The sequence below is a fragment of the Clostridium sp. TJA085 genome (genome assembly GCF_058310235.1).
This window is the reverse complement of record NZ_JBZEEZ010000003.1, coordinates 44,907-59,102: the sequence shown is the minus strand read 5'-3', so window position 1 is coordinate 59,102 and position 14,196 is coordinate 44,907. Positions and strand designations below refer to the sequence as shown.

Sequence of the window (14,196 nt, the reverse complement as noted above, 5' to 3'; positions counted from 1 at the left end):
AAGGAGAGAATGATATGAATAAGCCTTTAATTGATGTATTTTTTTTAATAGGACAAAGTAATGCTCTTGGAATGGGAGATACAAATTATGCAATAACTCCAAATGGTAAATGTTTTGAGTACATTGAAGTAGATGAAATTATACCAATGAGAAAATTTTTAGAGTTATCTAGGGGAAATGGAACTATTGCACAAAATTTTTCTGTTAAGTGGAATGAATTAACAGATAATTACGTATGTTTTATACATAGTGCTGTAGATGGTTCTATGATAAAAAATTGGGGGCATGATAGATACAGTTATTTAATGAATGCATTAGATAAATATAAGGCTGGTATTGAAAAATTAAAAAAAATCTACACAATAAATAATCAAAGTGCTATTTGGATTCAAGGTGAAAGTGATGCTAAATATGGTGCGGATCCTTTATATTATAGAGAAAAATTAAAAGGATTAGTAAAAGATTTGGAGAATATAGGTATTGAAAAAGTATTTGTAAGTCTTACGGGATATTGGGAAGGTGTTGATGATAAAAGAGTTTACAATATTGCAGCTACACAAATTATTACTGCAGAAGAATGTGAAGATTTAATTGTAGCATCAAATTTAGCATTATCATTTAGAGAAAGAAATCTTTTAATTGATGAAGTACATTACTCACAAGAAGCTTTGAATGAACTTGGAGAAGAATTAGCTAATAATATTTATAACTATTATTATGGAGATAAACAACTTAACTTTAAATATAAAATAGATTTAGAAAAAAATAAAAAATATATAAAAGAATTAATTAATTTATATGAGAATTTGTAGAGGTGATTTTTATGAGATTATTTGCTGGAATAGATATTGGAGGAACTAATATTAAATATGGAATTATAAATGAAAATGGTGATATATTAGAATCTTCAGAGAGACCAACAGAAGCTTATAAAGGTGGTATTAGTATAATAGATAAAGTCAAAGAGATAATTCATGGATTTAAAGAAAGTTATAATATAGATGGTATATGTGTATCAACTGCAGGAATGGTATGTCCTAAAGAAGGTAAAATATTATATGCAGGACCTACTATTCCAAATTATATTGGAGTTGAAATTAAAAAAATTTTAGAAGAAGAATTTGAAATTCCTTGTACTGTTGAAAATGATGTCAACAGTGCTGCTCTTGGTGAGCTTTGGCTTGGAGCTGGAAAAGGTAAAAAGTCAATGGTATGTATAACTGTTGGAACAGGAATTGGTGGTGCAGTTGTGTTAGATGGAAAAGTTGTTCATGGATTTACTAATTCAGCAGGAGAGATAGGATATATGATAGTTGATGGAGAAGAAATTCAAAAGGTTGCATCAACAACTGCGTTAGTAAATAGTGTAGCTAAGAAAAAAGGAATAGACTCTTCAAATTTAAATGGAAAAGAAATAGTTAAAGGTTATGAAAATGGTGATGCTATTTGTATTGAAGAAATAGAAAAAATTGCTGATATAATAGCACATGGAATATCTAATGTAGTATATTTATTTAATCCGGAGGTTGTAGTTTTAGGTGGAGGAATTATGGCTAGAGAAGATATTTTAAGACCTTTAATAGAAAATTCTTTAAAGAAATATTTAATAGAATCAGTCTATAAAAATACTAATATACAATTTGCTAAGCTTAAAAATACAGCGGGTATGGTGGGAGCAGTTTATAATTTTAAAAATTATGTATAAATAAGATGATATAAAGGAACTAAATATAATTATTTAGTTCCTTTATATAACTATACTCATATTCGATAATAAACTATAATAATTAATATATCTAATTATGATAATATTATTATGTAAAAAATTAATAAAATAAAATTGTGAATTTTATGTATATTATGTAATAATATTACTAATGGTGATATACTTGTTATAAGTGTTAAGTGAAATAAATATTAAAAGAGGTATATCAAATATGGGAATATTAAGTCAATTAGAAAATCCTAAATTTAGAGCGACAAAGTCAGATAAAGCACTAATTGAATATATAAAAACAGATTTAGATAATTTTATATATAAATCAATATCAGTAATAGCAAGTGAATCTAATGTTGGAGAAGCAACTATAACTAGATTTACAAAGAAAATGGGCTTTAGTGGATTTCAAGATTTTAAGGTTACTTTAGCTAAAGAGTTATCTGTAAAGAAAAATACTAGTGCTATAAGCTCACATGTTCATAAGGATGAAGGAGTTATAGAAACCGCAAATAAACTTTTAAAATCAACCATTGATATATTAGAAGGAACTACAGAAAAAATTAATTCAAATACGATAAATTTATGTAAGAATTTAATAATGAATTCTAAAAGAATTTATTTTGTAGGAATAGGATATTCAGGGGTTGTAGCTACAGATATAAATTATAAGTTTATGAGAATTGGATTTAATAGTACTCCTATAACAGATAGTCATACAATGGTTATAATGTCTTCAATTATGAATAGTGATGATGCAATAATAGCTGTATCTCATTCTGGAGTAACAAAGGAAATAGTTAAAACAGTTCAGCAAGCAAAGGAGAATGGGGTTAAAATAATTACATTAACAGAGGATACTGATAATCCTTTAAGAAGACTTGCAGATTATGAGCTTACTTATGTATCTGGTGAAACTATTCTTGAAACAGGATCAATATCATCAAAAATACCACAAATATTTTTGTTAGACTTAGTTTATACTGAAGTTATAAAAGAAATGTTTAATGAGGCTGTTGAAAGAAAGGTTAAAACAACAAATGCTATTGAAGTATATAATGATAGCATTTAATTAAAGATTTATAATTTTATTAAACTACTATAAATACTTTTTTTAGTAAAATAGTAGTTTTTTTATTTGAATAATTTCAATAATGTGGTAATATTTAAATTAAATGTATTAAATTCAAAAAACTTTAATTGAATTGTAATAATAAATTAGTAATATTAATATTACTTTTCTATACAATAAGTATGAGGGCTTTTTTGGAATGATATTATATTTATTAACATTAAGACCAAAATAATAATATATATTTTAATTAAGCTTTGTAGTAGCATATAAATAAATAATTTTTTTAAAGGAAGCGATGTTTAAATGATGATGAATAATCATAAAATGATAGCAGACTATATATTAGATAATATGAGAGAAGATAGATTACATTTAATAAATAGAAAGAGATTTATATGGGGAAATATAAAACCAGATTGTGCCTCAAGATATAAGTTTAAAAAACATTATTATGATGAAAGTATAGATATGATACTTGAGATGATTGATAGATTATCATCTCTTACAGTAACAGATATTATGAATGATAGTAGTGTTGGAAAGTTTAGTGGGGTTTTAGGGGTTGTATGTCACTTCTTAACTGATTATTATTGTTTACCTCATTATGAAAGATGGGAATTCAAAAATTCAATGAAACCTCATGTTTTATACGAAAGAGAACTTTCTAAGGTTTCTAAAAATTATGAAATAAATGTAATTAAAAATAATAGATTAAATAGAGGCAATGTAAAACAATTTATAGAAGAAACTTTAGAGCTATATAGATTTGAAGAAAGCTATGAAAATGACTTAAACTTTGCATATTATGTATGTACTAATGTAGTTAATATGATTATAGAATCCGTAGTAGCAAATGAGCAAAGAAGAGAATTAGCAATGTAAAATTAATATGGATATAGATTATATATGTGTAATATACATATACAGTCTATATCCTTTTTTAGTGACATAAACTTTTTTATGTAAGTATATTAATATAATTTATAAAAATGTTAATTATAAATTTAAAAATAATTCTTAGTAAAATGGTTGCATATTTGAAAATAAAATCATATAATGAACATATGAACAATCACTCATATATAAGGGGGAATTTTATGCAAGAAGTTTATATAGATAAATGTTCAGCTAATATAACACATCCAGACGGAATCGAATATGTAAGAGAGAGACTACCTAAGGAAGAAACTTTATATGATTTAGCAGAACTTTTTAAAGTTTTTGGAGATACAACAAGAATTAAAATAATATGTGCACTTTATGAAAGGGAGTTGTGTGTTTGTGATATAGCAACACTTTTAAATATGACTCAATCAGCAGTATCACATCAATTAAGAACTTTAAAAGCAGCAAGGCTTGTTAAGTTTAGGAGAGAAGGTAAATCAGTTTTTTATTCATTAGATGATGAGCATATTATGAGAATATTTAATGAAGGATTAAATCACGTTAATGAATAAAAGGAGGGATCATATATGGAAAGTAAAAGATTAAAATTATCTTTAAATGGCTTAGATTGTGCAAATTGTGCAGGTAAAATAGAAAGTATAGTAAGCGAATTTCCAGAAGTGAAAGAAGCAAGTTTAAACTTTTCATTTAAATTATTAATAGTAAAATATGATGAGAATTTTACTGAAAGTTATATGATAGATAAGATAAGAAAGGTTGTTAAAGATTTAGAACCGCATGTTGAAGTAGTTAAATATTCAATTAATCAATCTAATTCTAAGTTTAGAAATTCATCATCTATTTGTACTGATGTTTGTTGTACTACAGATAGAACTTATAGTGAACATCATCACAGTGATGAAATGAATAAAAGTGAACAAGAGGGTATACCTAAAAAAGAAGAAAATAAAATAATAGTTTTTTTAAAAGAAAATTTTAGGCTTATATTTGGTATAGTATTTTTTGTAATTGGAATGATATTTGATGAAAATATACCTTTACTTTTAATTTCATATATATTAGTAGGAAGTGAAGTTTTATTAAGTGCATTTAAAAATATTATAAGAGGTAAAATATTTGATGAAAACTTTCTAATGAGTATAGCAACAATAGGTGCTATAGCAATAGGGCAATATCCTGAAGGTGTCGCAGTTATGCTTTTTTATGAAATAGGAGAATTATTCCAAAGCTATGCTGTAAATAGATCAAGAAAATCTATATCAGAACTTATGGATATAAAAGCTGAATATGCTAATTTAGAAAGAGATAATAAAATCGTACAAGTATCACCAGAGGATGTGAGTATTGGAGATATTATAGTTATAAAACCTGGTGAAAGAGTTCCTCTTGATGGAATAATATTATCTGGAAAAACTTTAATAGATTCATCAGCACTTACAGGTGAATCAGTACCAATAAGCAAAACAAAAGGGGATGAACTTTTAGCAGGTTCTATAAATAATACTGGAACTATAAAAGTTAAAGTAACAAAGGTATTTGAAGATTCAACTGTAGCAAGAATATTAGAACTTGTTCAAAATGCAAGTAGTAAAAAAGCTTCAACAGAAAAGTTTATAACAAAATTTGCTAGGTATTATACTCCGATTGTAGTATTTTCTGCTGTAGCATTAGCTATAATACCACCATTATTAACAGGAGATAGTTTTGATGAATGGTTATATAGAGCATTAATATTTTTAGTTGTTTCTTGTCCTTGTGCGTTAGTTGTGTCAGTTCCTTTAGGATTATTTGCAGGAATAGGTGGAGCTTCAAAAAAAGGAATATTAATTAAAGGTGGAAATTATTTAGAAGCACTTAAAGATGTTGACACAGTTATATTTGATAAAACAGGTACTTTAACAAAAGGTGTATTTAAAGTAACAAAAATAAATAATATAGATATATCAAAATCTGATCTTTTAAAGTATGCAGCAACTTGTGAAAAATTTTCTAATCATCCAATAGCTAAATCAATTGTTGATGAGTATAAATTATCAAGTAATAGTGATATAGATGATAATGTAATTGAAAGACAAGAAGAAGTTTCAGGAAAAGGTGTAATAGCTAGAGCTTACAATAAAAATATACTAGTTGGTAATAAAAAGCTTATGAAATTAAATGGTATTGACGTTCAAGAGGTTAATGAAATAGGAACTATAGTATATGTTTCAATAGATAATGAATATAAAGGTAATATAATTATTTCAGATCAAATAAAAGATGATGCAAAGAGTGCTATAGATAATCTTAAATTAATTGGTGTAAATAAAATAGTTATGTTAACTGGAGATAGTAAAAAGGTTGCAGATAAAGTTTCAAATGAATTAGGAATAACAGAATATTATTCAGAATTATTACCAGATAATAAAGTTGAAAAAGTTGAAGAAATATTAAAGAGTAAAAAGACAGGAAAACTTGCATTTGTTGGAGATGGTATAAATGATGCCCCTGTACTTGCAAGAGCAGATGTTGGAGTAGCTATGGGAGGAATAGGTTCAGATGCTGCTATAGAAGCTGCAGATGTTGTTCTTATGAAAGATGAACCTTCAACATTAGTGGATTCAATTAAGATAGCAAGAAAGACTAATAAAATATTATGGCAAAATATAATATTTTCATTAGGTGTAAAAATATTAGTATTAGTACTTGCCACTCTTGGAGATGCAAATATGTGGGAAGCAGTATTTGCAGATGTAGGTGTAACATTAATTGCAGTATTAAATTCAATGAGAGCACTTAGATTATAAAATTTAAAAGTATTTAAAAGACTTTTAAAAATATATTTTTTTTAATATAAAATTAGCGTAAAGTTATGATATTTATATTGTAGTTTTACGCTAATTATTAATTTATATAAATATATTTTTTTGTAAATAATATTAAACACTTTGATTTATAAAATATTATGAATTATAATATGTGTTACGAAATTATAAATTACAAATATTATTAAAAATAAGAAATTATATTTTAGTATCTATATATAAATTATGCCTAAAAAAATATTATATCCTATCTAATCCTTTTTAAATACAAGTAATTCCATTGACAAAGGTAGAAAAGAAAAGTATAATCTACTACGGTAAATCTTTCAGGCAAAACAAGATGGGTAGCATACAGGAATTTTTCCTGTTGTAGAGTTTAAAACTTTACATCTTATTCAAGCAAAGTTTATATATAAGATGGGCGTCTTATATATAAACTTTATTTTTTATAATAAAATTGGATTATTTTAATTAAATTATGGTAATATATATAATGATAGTTAAAAATTTAACTCTCAATTAAAGAGTTTTATATAATTATGTTTAATCAAATATAAAAATTAATAAGGAGATACGTATGGAAAAAAAGAAATCTATTTCTATGGCTGTGATTAAGAGACTGCCTAAATATCACAGATATTTAAATGAATTATTAAAAAATGATGTAGACAGAATATCTTCAAAGGAATTAGGAGAAAAAATAGGCTTTACAGCTTCTCAAATACGTCAAGATTTAAACTGTTTTGGTGATTTTGGACAACAAGGATATGGATATAATGTACGTGAATTAGCAAGTCAAATAAGTACTATATTGGGATTGGATAAAGAGTATAATGCAGTAATAATTGGAGCTGGTAATATAGGTCAAGCAATAGCCAACTATACTAGATTTAGTAAAATGAACTTTAAATTAAAGGCTATATTTGATGCTAATCCTAAATTACTTGGAATGAGAATAAGAGATGTTGAAATACAGGATATTGACAACTTAGAAGGGTTTTTAAAAGATAACAAAATAGACGTTGGAGTAATATGTGTACCTAAAATTAATGCACAAAGAGTTTGTGATACTTTAGTCGAAGGTGATGTAAAAGGAATATGGAATTTTGCACCTGTAGATTTAATTGTTCCAGAAAATATAACTGTTGAAAATGTACATTTAAGTGAAAGTTTATTAACTTTAATATATTTATTACATGATAAGAATAATAAATAATAGCTTTAAAGCTAGATAAAATAAGAGGTTTTGAGGAATTGTAAAAAAATACACAAAATTTTAGAATGATATTGCAAAAAATTTAACAAAGTATTATAATTGTAATTGAAGTTGAGAGACTTCAATTATTTTTTAGTTATATTTGTTAATATTATAACAAACAATTGAAAAATAATTACAAAATTTCAAGTTTTTAATGTTTGATAAAGTGAAAATTAGAAAAATATTCAAATAATGTATATTAATTGGGTTGTGAAAAAAGGGAGGCTTTATTAATGGAATTAAAGAATGTAATTCTTCAAAAAGAAGGAAATTTAGCTATCGTAACTATAAACAGACCAAAAGCATTAAATGCTTTAAATTCAGAAACATTAAAAGATATTAATACAGTTGTTGAAGATTTAGAAAAGGATAACAACATAACTTGTGTTATATTAACTGGATCTGGAGAAAAATCTTTTGTTGCGGGTGCTGATATTTCAGAAATGAAAGATTTAAACGAAGAACAAGGAAAAGAATTTGGTATTTTAGGTAACAAAGTATTTAGAAGATTAGAAAAATTAGACAAGCCAGTTATAGCTGCTATCTCAGGATTTGCACTAGGTGGTGGATGTGAACTTGCAATGTCATGTGATATAAGAATAGCTTCAGAAAAAGCTAAATTTGCTCAACCAGAAGCAGGTCTTGGAATAACTCCAGGATTTGGTGGAACTCAAAGATTAGCAAGATTAGTTGGAGAGGGAAAAGCAAAAGAACTTATTTATACATGCGATATGATAAAAGCTGATGAAGCTTTAAGAATAGGATTAGTTAATAAAGTGGTTCCTTTAGAAAATTTAATGGATGAAGCAAAAGCTATGGCTGAAAAAATAATGGCCAATGCTCCAATAGCTGTTAAGTTATGTAAAGATGCAATCGGAAGAGGAATGCAAGTAAGTATAGATGAAGGAATAATGATAGAAGCAGAAGACTTTGGTAAATGTTTCAGTACAGAAGACCAAGTTGAAGGTATGACTGCTTTTATGGAAAGAAGAGCTAAAAACTTCCAAAACAAATAATGAAATAGAATATATAAATTCACTAATAGATTTAGGTGTATTATTAGGAGGGTAATTTAAATGAATTTCCAATTAACTAGAGAACAAGAATTAGTAAGACAAATGGTTAGAGAATTCGCTATAAACGAAGTAAAACCAATTGCGGCTGAAATTGATGAAACAGAAAGATTCCCAATGGAAAACGTTAAAAAAATGGCTAAGCTTGGTATGATGGGAATACCTTTTAGTAAAGAATTTGGTGGAGCTGGTGGAGATGTACTTTCATATATCTTAGCAGTTGAAGAATTATCAAAAGTATGTGGTACAACAGGAGTTATACTTTCAGCTCACACTTCACTTTGTGCTTCATTAATAAATGAATTTGGTAAGCCAGCACAAAAAGAAAAATATTTAATACCTCTTGCAAAGGGAGAAAAAATTGGAGCATTCGGTTTAACAGAACCAGGTGCTGGTACTGATGCAGCAGGACAACAAACAACTGCAGTTTTAGATGGAGATAACTACATCTTAAATGGATCAAAGATATTCATAACAAATGGTGGAGTTGCTGAAACTTTCATAATATTTGCTATGACAGATAAATCAAAAGGAACAAAAGGAATATCAGCATTTATAGTTGAAAAAGATTTCCCAGGATTCTCAATTGGTAAAGTAGAAGATAAGATGGGTATAAGAGCATCATCAACTACAGAATTAATTATGGAAAATTGTATAGTTCCAAAAGAAAACCTAATTGGACAAGAAGGTAGAGGATTTGGAATTGCAATGAAAACTTTAGATGGTGGTAGAATTGGTATTGCATCTCAAGCTTTAGGAATTGCAGAAGGAGCTTTAGAAGAAGCTATTAACTATATGAAAGAAAGAAAACAATTCGGAAGATCATTAACAGCATTCCAAGGATTACAATGGATGGTTGCTGAAATGGATACAAAAATAGAAGCTGCAAGAAACTTAGTATACAAAGCAGCATACAAAAAACAAGCAGGACTTCCATATTCAGTTGATGCTGCAAGAGCAAAATTATTTGCTGCAGGTGTAGCTATGGAAGTAACAACTAAAGCAGTTCAATTATTCGGAGGATATGGATACACTAAAGAATATCCAGTTGAAAGAATGATGAGAGATGCTAAGATAACAGAAATTTATGAAGGAACTTCAGAAGTTCAAAAGATGGTTATCGCAGGAAGCAAGTTAAGATAAGGGAGGCCTTTTAATAATGAATATAGTAGTTTGTTTAAAACAAGTTCCAGATACAACAGCAGTAAAAATAGATCCTAAAACAGGAACACTTATAAGAGATGGTGTACCATCAATAATAAATCCAGAAGATAAACATGCTTTAGAAGCAGCACTTCAAATAAAAGAAAATAATGGAGCAAAGGTTACTGTAGTAAGTATGGGACCTCCACAAGCAGAAAGTGCATTAAGAGAAGCTTTATGTATGGGAGCTGATGAAGCAGTACTTATAACAGATAGAGCTTTCGCAGGAGCTGATACATTAGCAACTTCAAAAGCATTAGCAGGAGCTATTAAGAAGTTAGAATACGATATAATATTTGCTGGTAGACAAGCAATTGACGGAGATACAGCTCAAGTAGGACCAGAAATAGCAGAACATTTAAATATTCCACAAGTAACTTATGTTCAAGATGTAAAAGTTGAAGAAGATGGATTATTAATAAATAGAGCATTAGAAGATGGATATGAATTAATAAAAGTTAATACACCATGTCTTTTAACTGCAATAGAAGAATTAAATAAGCCAAGATACATGAATGTTGGATTAATATTTGATACAAAGGATTCAAAAATCACAATCTGGTCAGCAGATGATATAGATGTAGATAAGGCAGAATTAGGTCTTAAAGGATCACCAACAAAGGTTAAGAAGTCAATGACTAAGGAAATGAAGGGCGCTGGCGAATTAATTAAAGAAGGTCCAAAAGACGCAGCTAAATACGTTATCGGAAAATTAAAAGAAAAACACTACATCTAAATTTGGGAGGTAATTTAACAATGAATATAGCAGATTACAATGGCGTTTGGGTATTTGCTGAACAAAGAGAAGGCGAATTACAAAAAGTATCATTAGAGTTATTAGGTGAAGGTAGAAAAATTGCAAATAAATTAGGAGTTAAACTTACAGCTTTATTATTAGGTAAAGATATAAAAGGTTTAGCAAATACATTAGGAGAAAATGGTGCTGATGAAGTTATCGTATGTGATAATGCTTTATTAGAACATTATACAACTGACGGATATACAAAAGTTATTTGCGACTTAGCTAATGAAAGAAAACCTGGAATATTATTTATAGGAGCTACTTTCATAGGAAGAGATTTAGGACCAAGAGTTGCAGCAAGATTATCAACAGGATTAACTGCTGACTGTACACAATTAGATGTTGTAGTTGAAAATGGAGATCTTTTAGCTACAAGACCAGCATTTGGTGGAAACTTAATGGCAACAATTGCTTGTCCAGACCATAGACCACAAATGGCTACAGTAAGACCTGGAGTTTTTGCAAAAGTAGAAGAAAAAAATTCAAACTTTAAGGTTGAAGAAGTTAAAGTTAATTTAACTGAAGCTGATATTAGAACTAAAGTTGTTGAAATAGTAAAAGAAACTAAAGAAGTTGTAGATATAAGTGAAGCTAACTTTATCGTAGCTGGCGGTAGAGGAATGGGAAGCAAAGAAAACTTCGAAAAATTACATGAATTAGCAGAAGTTTTAGAAGGATCAGTAGCAGCTTCAAGAGGAGCTGTTGATAAAGGATGGATAGAAAGAGATTACCAAGTTGGTCAAACTGGTAAAACTGTAAGACCAAATATATATATTGCTTGTGGTATCTCAGGAGCTATTCAACACGCAGCTGGTATGCAAGATTCAGATATGATTATAGCAATTAATAAAGATGAAACTGCTCCAATTATGAAAATTGCTGATTATGCAATAGTTGGAGATATAAATAAAGTATTACCAGAGCTTATAGCTCAGTTCAAAGAAGTAAAATAATAACTTTCAACTTGAATTTTAGGAGGGTACGAAAATGAAAAAGGTATTTGTTTTAGGTGCTGGAACAATGGGAGCTGGAATAGTTCAAGCTTTCGCACAAAAAGGTTATGAAGTAATAGTTAGAGACATAAAAGATGAATTTGTTGAAAGAGGATTATCAGGAATCAACAAAAATCTTACTAGACTAGTTACTAAAGGAAAAATGACTGAAGAAGCTAAAGAAGAAATCTTAAGCAGAATTTCAGGAACAACTGATATGGCTTTAGCTGCAGATTGTGATTTAGTAGTAGAAGCTGCTATCGAAAATATGAAAATTAAAAAAGAAATATTTGCAGAGTTAGATAAAATATGTAAACCAGAAACTATCTTAGCTTCAAATACTTCATCATTATCAATAACAGAAGTTGCATCAGCTACAGGAAGACCTGATAAAGTTATCGGAATGCACTTCTTTAACCCAGCTCCAGTAATGAAGCTAGTTGAAATCATCAGAGGAATAGCTACAAGCCAAGAAACTTTTGATGCAGTTAAAGAATTATCAGTAGCAATTGGAAAAGAGCCTGTAGAAGTAGCAGAAGCTCCAGGATTTGTAGTAAACAGAATTTTAATTCCAATGATTAATGAAGCAACATTTATCCTTCAAGAAGGAATAGCTTCAGCAGAAGATATAGACACAGCTATGAAATATGGTGCTAACCACCCAATGGGACCTTTAGCATTAGGAGATTTAATAGGACTAGACGTATGTCTTGCTATTATGGATGTTTTATATACAGAAACAGGGGATAATAAATATAGAGCATCAAGCCTTTTAAGAAAGTATGTTAGAGCTGGATGGCTTGGAAGAAAAACAGGAAAAGGATTCTTCGATTATAGTAAATAATAACTTATTTTATACACAATTAAAAACTACACTTGATAAAACTACACTTTTAATAAGGAGATAATAAATTTATTATCTCCTTAATTTATTATTATACTTTACATAGAAATTTATTTATAATAAATTAAAAAACAAATGAAGAAAGATGGTGTAAAAAATTGAATAAAAAATTATTTAAGGGGTTAGCATTTATTTTGCTCACGAGTTCTGTTTGGATTGGAAGTACAATTAAAGCTTATGCTTGGGATGGAAAAATTGATGGGACAGGAACCCATTCTATGATAGTTACTCAAGCAATTAAAGTTCTAGAGAATGACTTGTCAAATAATGAACCAGAAATAATAAGAAAAAATTTAAACATATTAAAGAGTAATTTACATGAATTGCAATTAGGTTCTACATATCCAGATTATGATCCTAATGAGTATGATTTATATCAAGATCATTTCTGGGATCCAGATACAGAAAATAACTTTACAAAAGATAATAAATGGTATTTAGCTTATTCAATACCAGATACGGGGGAATCACAATTAAGAAAATGTTCAGCTTTAGCAAGAAATGAGTGGAAAAAGGGGAATTATAAAAAAGCTGCTTTTTATTTAGGGGAAGCTATGCATTATTTTGGTGATATAGATACACCATACCATCCATCAAATGTTACTGCAGTTGATAGTTTAGGGCATGTTAAATTTGAAACTTTTGCAGAAGAAAGAAAAGAAAATTATAAAATAGAAACTTCAGGAAGTAAAACAAATGAAGAATTTTATCAAAGTATTATAAAAGACAAGGATTTTAATGGTTGGTCTAAAGAATATTGTAGAGGTTTTGCTAAAAAAGCAAAATCATTATATTATAGCCATGCTAATATGAGTTGTAGCTGGGATGATTGGGATTATGCAGCTAAAATAACTTTATCTAACACTCAAAAGGGAACAGCAGGATATATATATAGATTTTTGCATGATGTAACTTTCAATAGTGATTCAATTGATAAAAATTTAAGTGAATTAGTTGTAGTGATAAAAACAGCCAATGAAAAGGATGCTGGAACTGATGATTATATTTACTTTGGTATAGAAACAAAAGATGGAAGCAAGCAAGAATGGCAATTAGATAATCCGGGAGATGATTTTGCTAAAGGTGCTGAAGATACATATACATTAAAGATTAAAGATAAAAATATAAAATATAATGATATAAATAAAATGTGGGTTAGAAAAAGTAAGTTTACAAAAATAACTGATCAGTGGAAACCTGAATATATAAAAGTAATAGCTAATCAAAATGTTGAACTTGAAAAAAATATTAATGAATGGATATCAGGAAATAATACATACTTTATAAAATAATAAAAAACAGACACTTTAAATAAGTGTCTGTTTTTTTGAATATATTTATATTGTAAAATGGTATTAATTATTAAAATAGTTCCTTATAAAGTATTTGTAAAACTTAAGTTAAGGTTTTGTGTAAATATAAAATTAATAAATTATAAGATATAAAATAAACAAATATTTGT

General features: G+C 28.0%; 13 protein-coding genes. All 13 read left to right on the top strand.

All coding sequences use genetic code 11. The features are described 5' to 3' along the window. Nucleotides 1-14: 14 nt before the first annotated feature. The 13 genes from AC4FQW_RS09610 (at nucleotide 15) to AC4FQW_RS09550 (ending at nucleotide 14,026) form a co-directional block, all read left to right on the top strand. Entirely contained in the window at nucleotides 15-812 is a 798-nt protein-coding gene (locus AC4FQW_RS09610; protein ID WP_491148782.1) for a sialate O-acetylesterase, read from the top strand. Nucleotides 813-823: 11 nt separating this feature from the next. Continuing rightward, complete coding sequence (locus AC4FQW_RS09605; protein ID WP_491148780.1) at nucleotides 824-1,705, top strand: ROK family protein; 882 nt, start codon at nucleotides 824-826, stop codon at nucleotides 1,703-1,705. Between the two features lie 232 nt (nucleotides 1,706-1,937). Continuing rightward, entirely contained in the window at nucleotides 1,938-2,789 is an 852-nt protein-coding gene (locus AC4FQW_RS09600; RefSeq protein ID WP_303129814.1) for a MurR/RpiR family transcriptional regulator, read from the top strand. A gap of 306 nt (nucleotides 2,790-3,095) precedes the next feature. Then, entirely contained in the window at nucleotides 3,096-3,674 is a 579-nt protein-coding gene (locus AC4FQW_RS09595; protein ID WP_303129812.1) for a zinc dependent phospholipase C family protein, read from the top strand. 215 nt (nucleotides 3,675-3,889) lie between these two features. After that, nucleotides 3,890-4,249 (top strand): ArsR/SmtB family transcription factor, encoded by a 360-nt coding sequence (locus tag AC4FQW_RS09590; protein ID WP_303129810.1) that lies wholly within the window; start codon nucleotides 3,890-3,892, stop codon nucleotides 4,247-4,249. A gap of 15 nt (nucleotides 4,250-4,264) precedes the next feature. Next, nucleotides 4,265-6,484, top strand: coding sequence for a heavy metal translocating P-type ATPase (locus AC4FQW_RS09585; RefSeq protein WP_491148777.1), 2,220 nt, complete (start codon nucleotides 4,265-4,267; stop codon nucleotides 6,482-6,484). A gap of 595 nt (nucleotides 6,485-7,079) precedes the next feature. Continuing rightward, nucleotides 7,080-7,718, top strand: coding sequence for a redox-sensing transcriptional repressor Rex (locus AC4FQW_RS09580; protein WP_303129807.1), 639 nt, complete (start codon nucleotides 7,080-7,082; stop codon nucleotides 7,716-7,718). Between the two features lie 275 nt (nucleotides 7,719-7,993). Then, nucleotides 7,994-8,776, top strand: coding sequence for a short-chain-enoyl-CoA hydratase (locus tag AC4FQW_RS09575; protein ID WP_491148774.1), 783 nt, complete (start codon nucleotides 7,994-7,996; stop codon nucleotides 8,774-8,776). Nucleotides 8,777-8,836: 60 nt separating this feature from the next. After that, nucleotides 8,837-9,976: an acyl-CoA dehydrogenase gene (locus AC4FQW_RS09570; RefSeq protein WP_491148772.1), complete on the top strand. Its 1,140-nt coding sequence runs from the start codon at nucleotides 8,837-8,839 to the stop codon at nucleotides 9,974-9,976. A 16-nt stretch (nucleotides 9,977-9,992) separates the two neighbouring features. Then, on the top strand, nucleotides 9,993-10,772 hold the full coding sequence (locus AC4FQW_RS09565) for an electron transfer flavoprotein subunit beta (protein WP_491148771.1): 780 nt from the start codon (nucleotides 9,993-9,995) through the stop codon (nucleotides 10,770-10,772). 20 nt (nucleotides 10,773-10,792) lie between these two features. After that, nucleotides 10,793-11,791: an electron transfer flavoprotein subunit alpha/FixB family protein gene (locus AC4FQW_RS09560; RefSeq protein WP_491148769.1), complete on the top strand. Its 999-nt coding sequence runs from the start codon at nucleotides 10,793-10,795 to the stop codon at nucleotides 11,789-11,791. 34 nt (nucleotides 11,792-11,825) lie between these two features. Next, complete coding sequence (locus AC4FQW_RS09555; protein WP_303130749.1) at nucleotides 11,826-12,674, top strand: 3-hydroxybutyryl-CoA dehydrogenase; 849 nt, start codon at nucleotides 11,826-11,828, stop codon at nucleotides 12,672-12,674. Between the two features lie 158 nt (nucleotides 12,675-12,832). Further along, on the top strand, nucleotides 12,833-14,026 hold the full coding sequence (locus AC4FQW_RS09550; RefSeq protein ID WP_491148767.1) for a phospholipase C: 1,194 nt from the start codon (nucleotides 12,833-12,835) through the stop codon (nucleotides 14,024-14,026). Nucleotides 14,027-14,196: the final 170 nt, after the last annotated feature.

Excerpts from the sequence above, each read along its gene's own strand:
- AC4FQW_RS09610 (WP_491148782.1), top strand. The coding sequence starts at position 15 with ATGAATAAGCCTTTAATTGATGTATTTTTTTTAATAGGACAAAGTAAT.
- AC4FQW_RS09605 (WP_491148780.1), top strand. The coding sequence starts at position 824 with ATGAGATTATTTGCTGGAATAGATATTGGAGGAACTAATATTAAATAT.
- AC4FQW_RS09600 (WP_303129814.1), top strand. The coding sequence starts at position 1,938 with ATGGGAATATTAAGTCAATTAGAAAATCCTAAATTTAGAGCGACAAAG.
- AC4FQW_RS09595 (WP_303129812.1), top strand. The coding sequence starts at position 3,096 with ATGATGATGAATAATCATAAAATGATAGCAGACTATATATTAGATAAT.
- AC4FQW_RS09590 (WP_303129810.1), top strand. The coding sequence starts at position 3,890 with ATGCAAGAAGTTTATATAGATAAATGTTCAGCTAATATAACACATCCA.
- AC4FQW_RS09585 (WP_491148777.1), top strand. The coding sequence starts at position 4,265 with ATGGAAAGTAAAAGATTAAAATTATCTTTAAATGGCTTAGATTGTGCA.
- AC4FQW_RS09580 (WP_303129807.1), top strand. The coding sequence starts at position 7,080 with ATGGAAAAAAAGAAATCTATTTCTATGGCTGTGATTAAGAGACTGCCT.
- AC4FQW_RS09575 (WP_491148774.1), top strand. The coding sequence starts at position 7,994 with ATGGAATTAAAGAATGTAATTCTTCAAAAAGAAGGAAATTTAGCTATC.
- AC4FQW_RS09570 (WP_491148772.1), top strand. The coding sequence starts at position 8,837 with ATGAATTTCCAATTAACTAGAGAACAAGAATTAGTAAGACAAATGGTT.
- AC4FQW_RS09565 (WP_491148771.1), top strand. The coding sequence starts at position 9,993 with ATGAATATAGTAGTTTGTTTAAAACAAGTTCCAGATACAACAGCAGTA.
- AC4FQW_RS09560 (WP_491148769.1), top strand. The coding sequence starts at position 10,793 with ATGAATATAGCAGATTACAATGGCGTTTGGGTATTTGCTGAACAAAGA.
- AC4FQW_RS09555 (WP_303130749.1), top strand. The coding sequence starts at position 11,826 with ATGAAAAAGGTATTTGTTTTAGGTGCTGGAACAATGGGAGCTGGAATA.